The organism is Shewanella sp. Arc9-LZ, assembly GCF_010092445.1.
In the GTDB taxonomy this organism is placed as follows: Bacteria; Pseudomonadota; Gammaproteobacteria; order Enterobacterales; family Shewanellaceae; genus Shewanella.
In genome coordinates, this window is record NZ_CP048031.1 from 3,495,209 (window position 1) to 3,513,435 (window position 18,227).

The following is an 18,227-nucleotide window of genomic DNA, read 5'->3' on the forward strand; positions in this document are numbered from 1 at the left end:
TGTTTTTGGGGAGTAGAGCGGATATTAGGTATAAAAAAACCAGCAAATGCTGGTTTTTAGAAGATTAACTTGTCTGCAATATTATTTTGCTGGAACTTCTTTCACATGCAAATCCATTTGTGGGAATGGAATTTCAATCTCAGCTGCATCTAATGCATTCTTGATTTGCTCAAGCAATTCAAAACGCGCAGTCCAATAGTCTGGTGTTTTAACCCACGGACGTACAACAAAGTTGATTGAAGAGTCAGCAAGCTCAGCTAGACCGATAGTATAACTAGGGTCTTTTAACACAAACTGATTATTATCTAAAATATCCGCTAATACCTTCTTAGTTTTAGCGATATCAGCAGTATACGAAACACCAATCGTTAAATCGATACGACGCTTTTCTAAGGCTGAATAGTTGGTGATAGTGCCGTTCATAATCGCTGAGTTAGGCGCGATAATCATTTTGTTGTCACCAGTACGTAAACGGGTTGAGAAAATGGTAATTTCATCAACTACACCGGCAACACCAGCCGCTTCGATAAAGTCACCTACGCGACATGGACGGAAAAGCACCATCAATACACCTGATGCAAAGTTCGAAAGTGAACCTTGTAATGCCAAACCTACCGCTAAACCCGCGGCACCGATAACCGCAACCAATGACGCAGTTTGCACACCAACTTGACCCAGCGTGGCGACAATAGTAAATACAAACACCAACATCCACGCTAAGTTTGCCACAAACGAAACAACTGTTGTATCCACTTTGCGGTTGGTCAATAATTTGGTTGTTATGCGTTTTGCTACACCGGAAAAATACTTACCGATGAGAAAAATAACAATAGCAGCTAGCGCTTTAAGACCATAAGTCATCAAAAACTCAGGTGCCTGCTCCACTAAAGCATCTAAACCTTCTATATGTTCCATTTCTTTCTCCATTTTAATAGCAGTCTTATTCTGCCGATATAATAAATTCTACTCGTCGATTACGCTGACGCCCTTCTATAGTGGCATTATCCGCGATCGGTTTTTTGTTACTCATGCCAACGATCTCAATCGACGTCGGTTGAAATTGGTACTCATTTACGAGTAAATCTTTAATGGTGGCTGCACGTTTAAGTGATAGTGAGCGGTTAACAGCATCACTACCAATATTATCAGTGTGTCCCTCTAAACGAATAGCCACTTGAGGATGTTGTTCAATGTATTGCTGTACCCTAACCAAGGTTGGTCGCTGAGTTAACAACACTACTGATTTATCAAAATCAAAATACACAGGTTGAAGAATAGACCCAAAACAATCCACTGCCACAGAAACATCTCGTTGTTGACGACATTGTTCAGCAATAAGGGCCGAATTATTTGTTACTGTCGCACCTAATTCAGCTTCATCAAACTCTGCATCATCTTCGGCATCCTCATCAACAATCAACAATTCAGTATCAATACAACCATTTGCCATAACAACGCTATTAACAGGGGTATCATTACAGGCATCTTTTTTATCAGGAACGCCGTCAAAATCTGTATCGACCCAGGCATGGGCAGTGCAGATAAAACAGCCAATTAAAATCAATGTCACAGCTCGAATGATAGTCATAAATACCTCTTCGACATGACATCGAAATTTGTTAAAGAATCGTATTTTAACTGTTTATCGCTGAAATTAAAAGACAACACTTTATAATCAACACCTTGCACCATCATGCTTAACTAAAATGTCACTTAAGCGTGATATAGGTATCGGCTCGATGCCAGAAAACCTTATTAATTTCCAGCTAACTTTGCAACAAAAACAATACAAACAACTAACATTACTGATAGTTGATTGTTTGTATTGACACATTTTATAACAAGCTTAACCTCTCTGTTCCCCGCATTAACATTGACTTTGCCGGCATGAAAAGGGTATATAAGGTTAGCTTTTTGATGTTTGGTTAGCATTCAGCGTCAAACTGACATTATTTAATATAAAAAATAAACAATAAAGTTGCTCAGTATTGCTTCATCACGGTCAAACACCCGTTATTTCAAGTGTTAGTTGATAAGGCAATCATAGACAACTCTTGCAAACAATTATTTCTGTGACGATATTTTCTCACAGGCAATCACAAGCTTAAGGTGGAAGACTTAATGAGTGACGCAAAACCACAAGGTACATTGTTTGGACACCCTAAGGGGCTGTTCTTGCTTTTTACAACAGAACTATGGGAACGCTTTAGCTATTACGCAATGCGTGCAATTTTAGTACTTTATTTGGTAGATAAAGTGCAAAGCAATGAAGCAGGTGGTGGTTTAGGCTGGAGCCAAGCAGACGCATTATCTCTATATGGTACTTTTACCGGTTTAGTTTACTTAACACCATTAATTGGTGGCTGGCTAGCAGATAACGTATTGGGTCAACGTAAAGCCATTTATATTGGTGGCTTCTTAATGGCAGCGGGTCAATTTACGCTTGCAGCACCACATAGCTGGATGCCGGGTTTAGAAACCACTATGTTTTATATTGGTTTAGGGACGCTAATTATAGGTAACGGCCTATTTAAACCAAATATCTCCACAATGGTAGGTGATTTATACCCTGCTGGTGATCACCGTCGTGATGGCGCATTTACCATATTTTACATGGGCATCAACTTAGGTGCAGCCTTGTCAGGCTTTATCGTTGCTTGGGCTTACACTTCATTTGGTCATGAAGTGGTTATTGGTGGTGAAGACGTGTTTATCAATAACTGGCAAGCAGGCTTCTTCTGCGCCGGTGTTGGTATGATTTTATCGTTGATTATTCAATTTTTCTTTGCCCAAAAATTACTTGGCGACATCGGTACCGAACCGGCAGCTAAAGTAGAACAAAGAAAAAATGCAGCTAGAGGTGAAACCAGAAGTGAACCACTAACTAAGATTGAACGTGACCGTATTAAAGTCATTATGGTAATGGGGTTATTCACCATTATTTTCTGGGCTGGCTTCGAACAAGCAGGCGGATTAATGAACTTGTTCACCAACAATTTCACCGATCGTATGATTGGCTCGTGGGAAGTACCGACCACTTACTTCCAATCACTCAATGCTATCTTTATTGTTGTTTTTGCCCCAGTGATTGCCTCTATTTGGATCCGCTTAGGTAAAAATGAACCTAACTCACCCGTTAAATTTGCGTTAGGTTTATTCTTACTGGCCATTGGTTTCTTATTCATGATGGGCGCAGTGTTCGAAATGGGTGGCGACGCTTCAGTTAAATCAAGCATGTGGTGGTTAGTAGGAGCTTACTTCTTCCACACCATGGGTGAATTATGTTTATCACCAATTGGTTTATCGATGGTCACTAAACTGGCTCCACTGCGTATTGCATCATTAATGATGGGTGCATGGTTCCTATTTATTGCTGCAGCAAACAAAATTGGTGGCCTAGTCGGTTCATTGATTGGCCATGGCGGCGAAGTCGAAGAACAACTCGCTAACGCAATGGCAATTTTTGCCGGCATTGGTATTACCGCGGTCGTCTCAGGTATTATTTTATACCTAATGTCAGATAAATTAGTTGACTGGATGCACGGTGCAGAAAACAAAAATGAGACTGAAGAAGAAGTATTAGAAGAAGAAATTGCAGTCACGGCCGAACACGAAGGAATTCAACGTTAATTGGTTTTGATGTAATTGTTATTCTTAATAAAATCCCCTCCAAGTTTCACTTGTGAGGGGATTTTTTATATACCCACATCATCCTGCTAAAGTCACTTCGCTGCTAGAACGGACTGTGTCCTGCTAAAGTCACTTCGCTGCTAGAACGGACTGTGTCCTGCTAGGATCGCTTCGCGGCTAGAACGGACTTCGTCCTTCTAAAGTCGCTTCGCTGCTAGAACGGACTGTGTTCTGCTAGAATCGCTTCGCTGCTAGAGCGGACTTCGTCCTGCTAGAGTCGCTTCGCTGTTAGAGCGGACTTCGTCCTGCTAGGATCGCTTCGCTGCTAGAGCTGACATCATCCTGCTAGGATCGCTTCGCTGCTAGAGCAGACTTCGTCCTGCTAGAATCGCTTCGCTGCTAGAGCTGACTTCATCCTGCTAGGTTCACTTCGCTGTTAGAGCGGACTTCGTCCTGCTAGGTTCACTTCGCAGCTAGAACGGACTGTGTCCTGCTAGGTTCGCTTCGCTGCTAGAGCGGACTTCGTCCTGCTAGGTTCACTTCGCTGCTAGAGCGGACTTCGTCCTGCTAGGTTCACTTCGCTATGCTGTTTGCTTTTATAGCCTCTAGCCGCGAAGCGTCCTAGCAGCGCAGCGCTCTAGGTTTCTAGTGTCTAGATAGACTTAAACAATGATCAGCGACACGCTAACTGCATAAAGCCACCTGCTTTAATATCGGATTGATAAACCAATCCTGTAAAACGGTTATCAAGCAGTTGTTGTTTATGCTCATAAAAATGTGTGCCAATACAAATTTGTTCATCCAGTAACAAGGTTCTAGTTTGCATACTCGGCTTATCCCATACGGTACTGCCAAGAGGTGCTGATTCTGGCAATGCTAGAGGAGTAAGCTCATTACCGTTACGTAAATAGCACCTTAATCCTTTACCAGACTGCCCTATTGATAACTGGTAGCGGGTCAAATCGAGGCACACATAAATAATATCGGTATGAATATGTAACCCAGACTTCACCATACGCTCATGAAGATAAGACAACATATTATTAGGTTCGATTAAGGTATTGCTTAAACCATTTCTAAATAACTTAAGTTTTTGATTAATAAAACTACGCAATAAGACACAGCCAAAAGCGGCGCTATTATCCTCAGGCGAAAAGTGTGCCATATACATCACTAAATGATGCTCCCCCACCATTGTAGAATCAATGAAGTAAGCACTAACATCATTATTTTTAAATAGACTGTAATTGATTTCGGCTTTGGGATAATAGATATGCGACGCAGGAAATAACTGCTGCTGAACACTTTTGGCCGCTTGAGCATTTTGCTCAAGTAAAGATAAGTTATCGGTAAGCTCTTGGTAAGATAACTCATTCATTTCTTGTAAATGCGATTGCCCAGAAACATTCATCGGCGTAGCGGCTGACATCATCGCTTGTATGATTGCCTGCTCAATAATGAATAAATCAGCAATAGGTTTAGTCAGATAATCACTGGCACCGATGCGCAATGCTTCGACAACATCAGACATCACATCATTACCAGAAATAACAATAGCGGGTATAGCAGGATTAATATCTTGCATTTGTTTAAGCATCGACAAACCATGAAGGCCTGGCATGCTTAAATCTGCAATAACAATATCAAAAATAGCATCGGAAAAAAGGGCTATGCCTTCATCGCCATTACATGCTTGTTGAACCCGAGCACCTTGCCGCTGCAAAAAATCAGCAACGACATGGCGAAATATCGGGTCATCTTCAACAAAGAGGATCTCGACATCAGTAAGCGCCATACAACAACCTCGCAAACTACACTGCCGAGGTGCCTGTATGCCTCGACTATTCTAGTTCATCTAAATATTCGTCAAGTAACTCATCGTCCGCTTGACTAGATGGCACATCACCATCAAAAACTTTGTAATCCATATGCTGCAAATAGGCATCTTTTACAAAAGCATAAGGATCAAGAGCATTGTCTAATAATCTTTCTTGATCAATGGCTTTAGAACGAGCATCCAAGCCTTTTAAACCCCATTTTAATACTGACTGCCACATCGTTAGCTCAGATAAAGGAAAGTATAGACCATCCACCCAATCAGAGGCGATTTCTCTTGTCACAATTGGGCCATAAAACGGCGCCATAAAATAAGGGCCATTTGGTGTACCGTAATAACCCAACACTTCGTTGAAATCATCTTGTTTACGGTGCATCCCCATCATGTCAGCTACATCGACTAAACCCAGTAAACCTATGGTGGTATTAACCGTAAAACGGCCGCCGGCATTAGCAGCCCATCCCCACTTTCCTTGCAAGGTATTATTCACCAGAGAGCTAGGTTCCTCTAGGTTATAAACAAAATTATTAACACCCGTTCTGACTGGATTAGGGACATAGTCTTTATAACCATGGGCAACTGGGCGAATAATATACCGATCTAAAAACAGATAGTTAAAGTCCCACATTGTGCGGTTAACTTCTTCAAATGGATCGCGAGGATCATTGTATTTGATTTCGACCGCAGGACGTGATGATGTGGCAACTTGAGGTGCTTCTGCTTCGGCATACACTGGCATGCTAACGGCAACAAACACCTGAAGTAATATCCATTTATACTTCATATAATTCTCTTTAAAATGACAAAAGGTACTACTCAACAAACTGCTATTTTTGTCTTTTTTATTAAAGCAATTTTTGTTCAAGTCGATATAATTTAGCAAGCAAGTGTAAGGCTGTTATTATTCACTATTTATCAGTCAGGCCTTACTCATACGTCTGTGTTATCAGCAATCATTCACTGTAATGGCAATAAAACCCTGTATGTTACCCCAATAAGGTAACAGGGAGCTAAGGATACTGTCCCATTTGACAATATCAATCAAAAAATTGTAAATGTAGTTAATATTATTCACTGACATGTAGATTGATTTCAATAGACAAACATGTTCGTTTGAAAGGATTTCTATGGCTGTACCAACAACGCTCCCTCAAAAAACGGTCAATACCGTCACAATAAAGCCTGCAGATGCAAGTCCGCAGAAGTTGGCTGAGCGCAAACAAACTCAAACCGATAGTCCTTCTTTGCCAACAAAAACTTCAAATGACAAATCCGCGGTATCTAGCTCGTCGACCACTAAATCAGATTTAGCAGCCGTATTATTGCCCGTCAAAGTGTTACAACCACCAGCAAACGCACCACTCGACGTCACCATTGAAAATCAGCAATATCAACTAAACAAGACCGCTGAACTGCAAAAATTATTACAACAGACAGCGCAAGTCGTTATAGCAAGCGATCACGCTAAACTTGTGGCTCGTGCCGTTTCCAGTGTAAATGTACCCGTAGTCCAAACAGAAATCATCAACAACCAAGCTACCACCCCTGTAATGTCAACGGCTTCTGCTGGCTCAACGGTCACATCACCCGCCCAAACAGTTACCACTCAATTAGTGCTTTTGGCACAACCCATTCAGCTTTCCTTACCACAAGGTCTTGAGGAACTGGCAAAGCAAAATGGTGTATCAACACAACAACTCGCAACGCTGGCAACTAGAACTCAAGGTTATCCTCTGCCTACAGCGATAATAGACCAAGGGAAATTAACTTTTTCTGGTGGCACAAGCATCCAATTATCGCCAAACACCGCGTTAAACTCAGGCCAATATTTAGCTAAGGTGGTGGTGCAGCATCAGCAATTGCAACTTGCGCTCACGCCAGTCATTGCTGAAATAACCGTTAATTTAACGAAACTCACCACAACGCCTCAAGCAGATCAGTCTGTTCAAGCAGCAAACATCATCATCACTAAAAATGAACCAGCACAAATCCTCAGCCAATTTCTAAAAAAGCTAGAGTCCACACCACTGCCTACACTTGATAATGCGGTAAAAGGAAGCGATACCCAACAAAAAACGCCTATTAAATTAACGCCTTTTTCAGCCAAAATCGGCCAAGATAGTGCTACAGTAAAAACCGGGGGGCCGGTAACACAACAACCTAATCCATCAGGACTTTCATCTGAATCGAATCTCACTAAAACCGCCAGCAGTATGGCTCAGCAAGCCAATCTAGCCAAAAACGCTACCAACACGGTAGAGCAAACATCGTTATCGACAAAATCATTAGCGGAACAAAACACACCCAAAGCAAACACTGCTTCTGCGATAGACAATAGTGCAAAGAGCAATGCGCCAAGCAATAATGCATTAAACAACAATGCATTAAACAACAATGCATCCAACAACAACGCATTAAACAAAATGAACAGTGACCCAGCACCAATAGAAGTGCTGAATAAAGCATTATCAAAAGCAGGCGCGATGCCAATAAAACAGCAGTTAAGCCAACAAGTTACACATAATCTGGCCAGTGAACTGTTTAAGCATTTGCCACAAATTAGCCCGCATCCATTAAGTGCATTGAGTGACCCAGCATTACTCAGCAGTGAGCTATACAGTTTAGCGGCGCTTAATCTTGCCCACACTCAGCTAGGTCACTCAACAAACTCACAACCCTCGCCTCTGTTTTCTGGTAGCGCTATCACAACCTTATTCCAGTTATTATTAGGGGTGAAAACAAAATCAACAGGCTCAGGGATCAGCGATAAACTTCAGGCCCACCTTGCGCAGTTGCAACAACGGACCTTGAGTAAACTCAGTGCTAATTCAGGCCTGTTAGCCGCATTAGATAAGTTAGGAGGGGCAGACTCTTTGGCACAATTGGCTAACAGTATTGCGCTGTACCAACATGCAAGCACCGATCCCAATCAAGCCATGACTTGGTACTTTGCTCTACCTTATTCAATTAACCAACGCGATGAACAGTTTGAAGGTAAATTTGAACAAGAAAATGATTCAGACAAAGATAAAAAAGCAGGATGGAAACTACAACTCAAATTTAATTTAGCCCAAGGATCATTATTGATTTGTGCTCATAAGCAGGCAGATGTGCTTGATATCCAATTTAAAGGCAACAACCAAATGCTACTTACGAAAGTAGAACGTTTTAACCAAACACTGTCAGATAAAATTACACAAATTGGTTTTACACCAGGTAAGCTCACAACACAGTTAGCCCAAATTCCAGCGACGTTATTACCTGGCGATCACTATTTAGTCAAAACCAGAGCTTAATAGAGAACATAATGAAAGATGACTCTAAAAAAATACAGCAAGCAGTTGCACTCAGTTTTGATGGTAAAAGTGCTCCTAAAATTACTGCTACGGGTAAGGACTTAGTTGCCGAGGAGATGATATTAATCGCTAAAGAAGCGGGGATCCATATACATCAAGATCCACACTTAAGTGAGTTTTTGCAGCTATTAGAATTAGGTGATGAAGTACCTAAAGAGCTGTATCTTTTAATCGCAGAATTGATTGCATTTGTGTATATGTTAGATGGAAAATTCCCAGAACAATGGGATAATCTTCATCAAAAAATTGTCGCTCAAGCATAACGCCATTCAGCTATTAAATTGTCAAACCTACATTATCTTAGGTTAATGCTGTACAAATTGGTAAATCAAACTCGCGGTGATAATTATGCCACCAACCCCCAACCCACCGAGACACAATCCAGCTAAACGATCTTGATCAAAATCAAGCCAATCATTAAATGCAGCATAATAACGCAGTGATATGCCATACAGTACAATGAGCGCTAAAGAGATAAAACTATACAAATAGTGCTCTGGATAGGCAAGCGTCAGCAACGGAATAAATGCCAACAGGTAATCACAACCTTTTTGTTGTACGTCAGTTCGATACACAATGTACGTATCAATACACATTTGGATTGGAATATAGATGGCCAGTAAACCTAACAACCAAATGAAATCCATCACAGCTCCAGCATCGAACAGTGAGGGACTGTATCGCTAATATTGCAGCAAGTGATCCTGAAAAAAACGTTCTCGCCAATAACAATGTCATAAATAACAGAGATAAAAGGTACTGTTGAGTAAACTAATTGATGATGTATTGCAGAAATATAAAGGTTAAGAAATAGTTCGAAGGACATTGATTGCGTAAATTGAAAAGAAAGTTTTTTCATTACAAATCCATTTTATTAATGCGTATCCATTACACATTTTGGGGAAATAACGCTTAAATAATACAACTAAAAAACTGAGTAAATCGGCAGTTTGATATCAAAAATAACACATTAAAGAAACTATATCTCTGTACAGCAACAGCATTCAAACAACAATTCAAACAACAACTCAAAATAAAACTCGAATTAACAATTCAAAATTAACACTATCATATTAATTTCATTATCCACAAGGAGCCTATAAATAATTTTATACCTTGCTATCAGATAATAATCAATACTTTACAAATAAAATAGTTGTTTAAATACTCAGTAATATTAGCCAACATTATCTTAAACAGTGAATACTATTGTTAGCATAGGAGTGATGATATAACTGAACGTCATAATGTGTTCCTTTTGGATATTTAAATTATGTTCTTATACCATCATAATGCGCACAACCTCATCAACTAACACCACTAAATATTGGCAGATACGAGTATTTATTTTATTTCTGTAATTAGCCGATACAAATAGATTAACTGGACAGTTAACGCAGGGAATAGCGATGAAGACCAACCTTAAACTGATATCCATTGTGAGTATTTTTACGATCTTGCCTGCAAAAGCGCAAGTAGTCAGTTTTAATGATTACGGACCGTTACAGGTATATGCGCAATCACCGATGCAATCTATTAATCTTAGCCCACTTTTACGATCTGGCTTTTCGTTGCCCCAAGGTCAAAAAGAATGGTACATCACAGCCAATGCAGCCAGCGTCTGGTCAGAGTCAGATGAGTTATTAGCTGATTACTACCAAAATGCGATTAGCAGCGGCTTAAAATGGCAAATCACTGAGGATTTATTGTTTGATGCTAAATACACTTGGCAATTTAGCGGTGATAACCATTTAGACTCCTTAACAATGTGGTTTCACGATGCTTTTGGATTTGAGCAAAATGGTCGTAATAAACAAGCGAAACACCAAAGTCAGATCCATTCAGAAAAATACCATATCAATGTTGAAAACTTTAATGGTGAAACCCTCAATAATGCTCTTAATGCATACCTAGGTTATCAATTACTGCAAAATGAACACCATGGTATTTCCATCGGGGGAACCTTGTACTACAAGTATGTAGATTCAGGCCCATTTGTTGATGAAAGTTTCCAGCAAAGCGTACAAATCAATTACGGTTATCACAATGGCAATCACCATGTGAACTCGACTTTAGGAATGAGTTTCTTACACAATACAGAACCGTTATCGCAAAATGCCTTCGAATCACATTACTTAATGTTGGGGCTGGGTTACGAATATCGTAGAGGTAGGCACGGTTGGTTAGCTGAATATCATCGTTATGATGGCATGGTGAGTTGGGATAAAAACTTCTCAGAAGCCTCTAATGAAGCGGTGTTGGGTTATCGCTATTACTTCAATAGCAGCGCCATCGAATTCACTATGGTTGAGAACTTTTTAAACATGGATAACAGTGCTGATATAGCTTATGTATTAGGTTATCGGCATAAATTTTAGATCCTAGGTTCTAGAGCGCTGCGCTTCTAGGGCGGACTGCGTCCTGCTAGGTACAGCTGCGCTGTTAAATGTAAATCGATAGCAAGCAATGAAAAGCGATATCAAGCGAACTAGGTTCTAGTCATCTAGGCCTTTGGTTTTATAGCAGCGCAGCGCTCTAGTCGTCTAGACTCTAAGCTCTAGGGCTATGCATTTATAGCATCTAGCCGCGAAGCGTACTAGCAGCGCAGCGATCTAGGCTGTTACTAAGATTTTATAGCATCTAGCAGCGAAGCGCTCTAGTAGTCTAGACTCTAAGCTCTAGGTCTTTGCATTTATAGCATCTAGTCGCGAAGCGTACTAGCAGCGCAGCGATCTAGGCTGTTGCTAAGATTTTATAGCATCTAGCCGCGAAGCGTACTAGCAGCGCAGCGCTCTAGTTATCTAGGCTATTCTGCTAAACAACCTAACACTCTATTTCTGCCACGGTCTTTGGCTAAGTACAATTGTTTATCTGCCGCTTCAACTAAATTTTTATTCGGCATATCATACATTGGCACTACCGTTGAAACCCCAGCGCTTACAGTAACAAATTCAGATATTGGTGAATTTAAATGAGCTATTTTCAATGATACTATACTGTCAACAATTTGCTGAGCCACATAAGTTCCGCCAATTAAATCAGTGTTTGGCAGCACGCAGATAAACTCTTCACCACCATAACGCGCGACTAAGTCATAAGGACGATTAACGGTGTCTTGTATCTTCTGTGCAACGATGCGTAAGCACGTATCGCCTTCAGTGTGGCCGTAAGTATCATTAAAGTGCTTAAAGAAATCGATATCCAATAAAATAATGGTCAATGGCTGTTTTTCACGCGCACATTGTAACCAACTTACAGGCAGCACTTGGTCAAACTTACGCCGGTTAGCAACACCGGTTAATCCATCTAACAGTGCAATAGAGCGTAATAAATCAGTTTGAGATTTAGACATCATCTGATTTTTAATACGTGCTTTAGTGATAACCGGGTTAATGGGTTTATGAATAAAATCGACTGCCCCTAACTGAAATCCTTTAACCTCTTTAACTTCATCAAAATGACCGGTGACAAAAATAACCGCCACATCTTCGGTATCGGGATCTTGTTTCAAATGTGCACACACATCAAATCCATTGAGCATCGGCATTTCAATATCTAACAATACGATATCCGGTTTGACTTTTTTACACATATCAATGGCTTGATGACCATCGCGAGCCATATAAATGTCGTAATCCGCTTGCAAGAGTTGATGCAATATTTTGATGTTCACAACTTGATCATCAACTAACAGTATTTTACCTCTAACAGGCGCAGCACCTGAAATATACTCATCTATGAACACGCATCACTCCTTAATTATCGATTTTAATGTATCGACAGCATCCAAGAACTCAAGTTGGCTCACTTGGTTTTTTAATCTTAACCACTGTTTATCTGGCACCACGTTGCTTAACAGGCGCTCAAGATACTCAATGGCATCTAAATTTTGATCAACCAATAATTCCATTAATCGATCGGTTTTATCCGCGTCTATGCTTTGTATCGGCAATACAGCGCTATTATCAAGTGTGCGAGTGGTTAATACAGCACTTTCATCTGGAAATAGAGTATCTAACATATGCAGGCTATCATTTATCTGGCCTTGCATTTGGCTTAAACAAGCATCTGAATCAACATTAACAGCATTTTTTATATTGTGCTCTAGTGTGGCAGCAAAAGCTGCCAGCCGCTTAGCACCAATATTACTCGAAGTGCCTTTAATTGTATGAGCAATACTACTGATAGCATTGTCATCTTCGAGTGCAAACGCTTGCGTAAGTAATGATAATTGCTCTGACATTTCTGATGCAAAATGATGTTTCACATCAATGAAAAAGGCAAGTTCACCACCAAAACGACGTAAAATAGAATCAGGATTTTCGATAATCGCATCATCGTCGCCATCATTACGCACCTCAGGTAACGCAATAGGCGGATTATTAACAGTTGAATGATAATAAGCACTATTATCTTGGCCTAGCAGGTTAAGTATACAAGGTAACAAAAGTGTCATGTCTATCGGTTTACCGATATGATCATTCATCCCCGCGTCTAGGCATAATGTTTTATCGGCAAGGGATGCGTTAGCCGTCATCGCTAAAATAGGTACATCATTAAATCGGCCATCGGCACGAATAATACGTGTTGCTTCAAGTCCATCCATTACCGGCATTTGCATGTCCATAATAACAATATCAAATTGATTATTTGACTTAGTGACCCAATCAACACCCTCAATACCGTCTTTAGCCAATGTAACAATCGCACCTTGTAGACGTAATAATTCATCAATAACTTGGCGATTAAGCTGATTATCCTCAACCACCAGAACCCTGGCACCTTTTAATGCTAAATTAGTTATTTTTCTAGATTGTATTGGCTGTTCTAAACCATGAATGGCTCGGTAAACCGACTCGAGCATCAAGTTCGCCGTCACCGGTTTGGTCAACATACTCACAAAAGGCTGTTGGCGATATTGTTTAGTTTGTTCCATCACCTCTGCACCATACGCGGTCAGCATAATAATGGCCGGAGCTTTACCTGCCGGAAACATCGCTTGAATATGATTGGCGGTTTCTAAGCCATTCTTATCAGGCATGCGCCAATCCATAATAATCACATCATAATGATTGCTAGCATTTAAGCTTTGATCAATAAGATTGATAGCCTGCTTGCCGTTATGAGCCTCATTAACATAAGCACCATGGGCCATTAAGGTTTTGGATAAAATTTTACGGCTCATCTTACTGTCATCAACAATCAGAATATTCTTACCCTGTAAGTCGATATCTAAATCGTTATTCTTTATTTCAACAATATTGAACGTCAAATCAAACCAAAAGCGACTGCCCTTGCCAACATGACTCGATAACGTTAATTCACCGCCCATTAACTCAACTAAACGTTTAGTGATTGCTAATCCCAATCCTGTACCGCCGAATCGTCTTGACGTAGAAGACTCTGCTTGGACAAAACCTTGGAAAATTTTACTTCCTTGTTCAGGACTGATTCCGATACCCGTATCGGTAATCGAAATGGTTAAATTCGCTTGGTTAGCAATACATTCATTGCAGTGCACACTGACAATAACATGACCTTCTGAGGTAAATTTAATCGCATTACCCGCAAGGTTTAACAACACTTGGCGCAAACGAAGTTCATCACCTTCAATAAGGTATGGAATGGCAGGGTCTAAATCAAAAATAACTTCTAAATTTTTACTGTGTACATTGGTCGCCAGCATCACCGCTAGCTCACGCATTAACGTTTCCAGTTGAAACGGATGCAAATCAAGTTCTAACTTACCAGCATCAATTTTAGAAAAGTCTAAAATATCATTTAACAGCCCTAATAATGACTTCGCAGCTATTTCAGCCTTAGAAACATAATCAGCTTGCTGACGACTCATATCAGAATGTTGAATAAGTTGTAGCATGCCTAATACAGCATTCATTGGAGTACGGATTTCATGACTCATATTCGCTAAAAATTGAGATTTAGCGGCACTGGCTGCATCTGAAGCTTGTTTCGCTAACCGCAAGGTTTGCTCTAACTCGCGTTGCTCAGTAATGTCGCGGTTAATCCCGACCACGCGTACCGGTTTACCTGATTTATCGTAACTAATATGGGCACCAGCATGAATATAGCGAATCTGATTCGTACTGGTAATGATCCTAAAAGTAGGATCGTAAGGAAGGTTTAAGTCAATGGCTTGTTTTAAAGCGAGTTCAGCCATAGCAAGATCATCTGGATGGACCCGTTTTTGCCAATGTTGGTAACTTAATTCCTCTTCCGTAAGCGCTAATGGATAATCGTACATGGCAAACATACGATCGTTCCATTGCAAACGATTAGTGTGAAAATCTAAATTCCAAATACCTAACTCAGCCACCTCAGCCGCTTTGCTCAGTTGATTACTGGCTGATACTAGTTCTTCTTGTTGTTGAAGCATCACATCAATATTAACCGCTACCCCTAAATACCCAATTATCTCTCCATTTTGATCGCGCATAGCGGATACCGACAACGACACTTGGCATTGAGAGAAATCTTTGCGAACATACGTCCAAGTACGCGTTTCAGGCCCTTGTACTCTTGGTTTATACACAAACACGTCAAAAGCAATAATATCTTCGCCAAATTCTTTGGTTAACTGTTTACTGCGTTCACGGATCTCCGAAGGTAAATGCCATATTGCAGGGCTTTGCTTACCCACTATCTCTTCAGCTTGATAGCCAAGTAATAACTCGGCACCGCGATTAAAAATATTAATAATACCGTTATTATCGGTGGAAATAATGGCTATTTCTGATGCAGCTGCAAGCACATTGGTAAGTAAGGAAGCCAGTTCATTCTTTTCAAGCTGGGTATTCTTACGTTCAGTAATATCAATTCGCAGTGCAAAGCAGCGTTCAAGGTTATCGTCCGCATCCATCACAGGCGCAATGACCGTATCAAACCACTTAACATTACCCTGACTATCATGGTTACACACTTCATCATGCCAAGTTTTACCAGCATTAATGGTTTGCCACATATTGGCCCAAAAGGCATCATCATGCTGGTTAGATTTCAAAATTGAATGCTTCTGACCGATCATTTGTTCGCGAGTAAATCCAGATGCTAAACAGAAATAATCATTTACCCCCAAGATAACGCCATCTTTATCCGTTTCAGAATAAAGCAGCTGCTGGTTAATATTATCAAGTAAGGTTTTATTTTCTGACAGTGCTTGCTGTAACGCCTGGGTCCGCTCGGTAACTTTACGTTCAAGGTTGGCATTAATATTTAAAATTTGCTTTTCAGCATTCAGCTGTACCGTAATATCTCGAATAGTCTGGCTGACACCGATTATTTTGCCAAACTCATTATAAATAGCCAATGAGGTCATCGACGTTGACAGTAGTGCATTGTCTTTTCGTTTATGTTGGCTAACAAAATTTAATAACGATTTACCGCTAAGGACCTGATTAAACTTTTCAGCTTCTGCATCATATCCATCGTTAGGAACAATGAACGTTGTTTTCTTGAGACCTATCACCTCATGTTTTTCATAACCAAAAATCGTTACCGCGCCATCATTCCAACTGGTAATAACACCATCACAGTCAAAACTAATAATCGCATCAAGCGAATGTTCTAAAATATTGGCACGTCTTTCATTATCTTCCAAAATTAGGCGCTTACGACCTAATGCGTAGCCGTAAAAACCAATAAGCCCGCCCAATAACAAACTAACAATCGCACCATAACTAAACACAATATTAGGTGAACTTAAGTGTAAACCACTGACAAACTCGGGATAAGCCACTAACGATACATGCCATTTACGCCCAAATATCTCTCGATCTAATGTAACTGAATAATCCGATAACGGATTTACATCATCTAAGTGGGTTTCATAAAACATGACATTATTTTGAGCATCGGTCACATCATTGATCAATAATTTTGTGGTCTTACGGGATAAACTGATCTTATCAAAAACTTCATTGGCAACTAACGGTGCATAACTCCAACCAAAAGCTTGTTGCTCCCTTAATGCTTCGGTTGATGGGGTAAAACCAGTACGGTAAATGGGCATTAAAATGAGAAAGGCTTGTAACGGATTACCTGTTGCTTGCACTAACGTGATCGGCCCAGTTAAGCGCACTTCACCAGTTAAATACGCTTGTTGTGCGGCATTTTTGCGGTTTTGCTCAGAGGAAATATCCAAACCGACAGCGGCAAGATTACGCTCAATGGGTTCAATATAGTCAATCAAATACCGTTCATCATCATGAGGATTAAGCTGACGTACACTGTAATTTGGCCAATCATCAAGTTTAGCTTTGGCAACAAAATCAGCTTCATCGGCTACAGGAACACGTCGGATATAACCAAACCCACGAGCGCCAGGAAATTCACTTTCAATATCACGCGTTAAGCTATATTTTCTAAAGATTTCGCGGGTTATTTTGTCTTCACCGATAGTGGAAACGGCACCTCGAGCACCTCGTAAACCATATTGATACAAAACGATACGATCAATAATATTGTTAGCAACTTGTTCAGATACCGTTTCGAGAGATTGAGTAATGATGGTGTTATTTTGATTCTTAACACTTAAAGCAGTAACAAAACTAATGACTAAGCCAAAAGCAAATACTCCAATACCCAATTTAAGCGCATTTTTATAACTAGATAGTCTGGTCATTTTTATCATTAGTTAAGTGTCATAGGCATTAACTTTGGACGACAAAATAGTTTTTTACAAGCTAGACACTGAAAAATATAGTGTTTCCCAATTTAAAGGCGATAAACAGTAGTAAAAGCGATGACGAGCGGTAGCAAGCGATAACAAACGATTAAAAGCAATTAAAAGCGGTAGCAAGCGGTAGCAAGCGATAACAAACGATTAAAAGCAATTAAAAGCAATTAAAAGCGGTAAAAGGCGATAATCACAGATAAATGACTAGAAGGCTGATTACGGGCGAAGAAAAGCGATATAAAAAGATGATTTAATTAAGGATAAATAATGATATCAGGCAGCCTCGCTTCTCAGCTCCAACCCGCTTGTCATCATCTCAGCACTAACCCGCTCGTTATCATCCCAGCTCTAACCCGCTTGTCATCGCTCGTCATCATCTCAGCTCCAACCCGCTTGTCATCGCTCGTTTATCATCTCAGCTCCAACCCGCTTGCCATCGCTCGTTTATCATCTCAGCTCTAACCCGCTTGTCATCATCCCAGCTCTAACCCGCTTGCCATCATCTCAGCTCCAACCATCTTGTCATCATCCCAGCTCTAACCCGCTTGTCATCATCTCAGCTCCAACCCGCTCGTTATCATCTCAGCTCCAACCCGCTTGCCATCGCTCGTTTATCATCTCAGCTCTAACCCGCTTGTCATCGTTCGTTATCATCTCAGCTCTAACCCGCTTGTCATCGCTCGTTATCATCCCAGCTCTAACCCGCTTGCCA

Annotated in this window: 11 protein-coding genes; 4 read left to right on the forward strand and 7 right to left on the reverse strand. The window is 40.5% G+C overall.

Annotated features, from left to right (window positions below):
* Positions 1-81 precede the first annotated feature (81 nt).
* Positions 82-906, reverse strand: a complete 825-nt coding sequence (locus tag GUY17_RS14950) for a mechanosensitive ion channel family protein (RefSeq protein ID WP_101087193.1) — start codon at positions 904-906, stop codon at positions 82-84.
* Positions 907-940: 34 nt separating this feature from the next.
* On the reverse strand, positions 941-1,588 hold the full coding sequence (locus GUY17_RS14955) for an OmpA family protein (RefSeq protein ID WP_162023597.1): 648 nt from the start codon (positions 1,586-1,588) through the stop codon (positions 941-943).
* A gap of 533 nt (positions 1,589-2,121) precedes the next feature.
* Between GUY17_RS14955 and GUY17_RS14960 the strand changes: the two genes are divergently transcribed.
* Entirely contained in the window at positions 2,122-3,630 is a 1,509-nt protein-coding gene (locus GUY17_RS14960) for a peptide MFS transporter (protein ID WP_101086470.1), read from the forward strand.
* A gap of 673 nt (positions 3,631-4,303) precedes the next feature.
* On the opposite strand, the gene GUY17_RS14965 is transcribed toward GUY17_RS14960, so the two are convergent.
* Together GUY17_RS14965 and GUY17_RS14970 are read right to left on the reverse strand one after the other, a co-directional pair.
* On the reverse strand, positions 4,304-5,425 hold the full coding sequence (locus GUY17_RS14965) for a response regulator (RefSeq protein WP_162023598.1): 1,122 nt from the start codon (positions 5,423-5,425) through the stop codon (positions 4,304-4,306).
* 46 nt (positions 5,426-5,471) lie between these two features.
* Positions 5,472-6,251: a VacJ family lipoprotein gene (locus tag GUY17_RS14970; RefSeq protein WP_101086468.1), complete on the reverse strand. Its 780-nt coding sequence runs from the start codon at positions 6,249-6,251 to the stop codon at positions 5,472-5,474.
* A gap of 343 nt (positions 6,252-6,594) precedes the next feature.
* Between GUY17_RS14970 and GUY17_RS14975 the strand changes: the two genes are divergently transcribed.
* Both GUY17_RS14975 and GUY17_RS14980 read left to right on the forward strand, forming a co-directional pair.
* Positions 6,595-8,763, forward strand: coding sequence for a hypothetical protein (locus GUY17_RS14975; protein ID WP_162023599.1), 2,169 nt, complete (start codon positions 6,595-6,597; stop codon positions 8,761-8,763).
* An 11-nt stretch (positions 8,764-8,774) separates the two neighbouring features.
* The gene (locus GUY17_RS14980; RefSeq protein WP_041413136.1) at positions 8,775-9,086 is read left to right on the forward strand and encodes an EscU/YscU/HrcU family type III secretion system export apparatus switch protein; all 312 of its coding nucleotides are present in this window, start codon (positions 8,775-8,777) and stop codon (positions 9,084-9,086) included.
* A 42-nt stretch (positions 9,087-9,128) separates the two neighbouring features.
* Here the strand turns inward: GUY17_RS14980 and GUY17_RS14985 are convergent, their stop codons facing one another.
* Positions 9,129-9,470 (reverse strand): hypothetical protein, encoded by a 342-nt coding sequence (locus tag GUY17_RS14985; RefSeq protein WP_162023600.1) that lies wholly within the window; start codon positions 9,468-9,470, stop codon positions 9,129-9,131.
* 762 nt (positions 9,471-10,232) lie between these two features.
* On the opposite strand from GUY17_RS14985, the gene GUY17_RS14990 reads away from it, so the two are divergent.
* Positions 10,233-11,201 carry a DUF3187 family protein gene (locus GUY17_RS14990; protein WP_162023601.1) on the forward strand — a complete coding sequence of 323 codons (969 nt, stop codon included), beginning with the start codon at positions 10,233-10,235 and terminating at the stop codon, positions 11,199-11,201.
* A gap of 428 nt (positions 11,202-11,629) precedes the next feature.
* On the opposite strand, the gene GUY17_RS14995 is transcribed toward GUY17_RS14990, so the two are convergent.
* The gene (locus tag GUY17_RS14995) at positions 11,630-12,568 is read right to left on the reverse strand and encodes a diguanylate cyclase (protein ID WP_162023602.1); all 939 of its coding nucleotides are present in this window, start codon (positions 12,566-12,568) and stop codon (positions 11,630-11,632) included.
* A 3-nt stretch (positions 12,569-12,571) separates the two neighbouring features.
* A complete protein-coding gene (locus GUY17_RS15000; protein ID WP_162023603.1) occupies positions 12,572-17,470 on the reverse strand; it encodes a PAS domain S-box protein in 4,899 nt (1,632 codons plus the stop codon).
* Between the last annotated feature and the right edge of the window lie 757 nt (positions 17,471-18,227).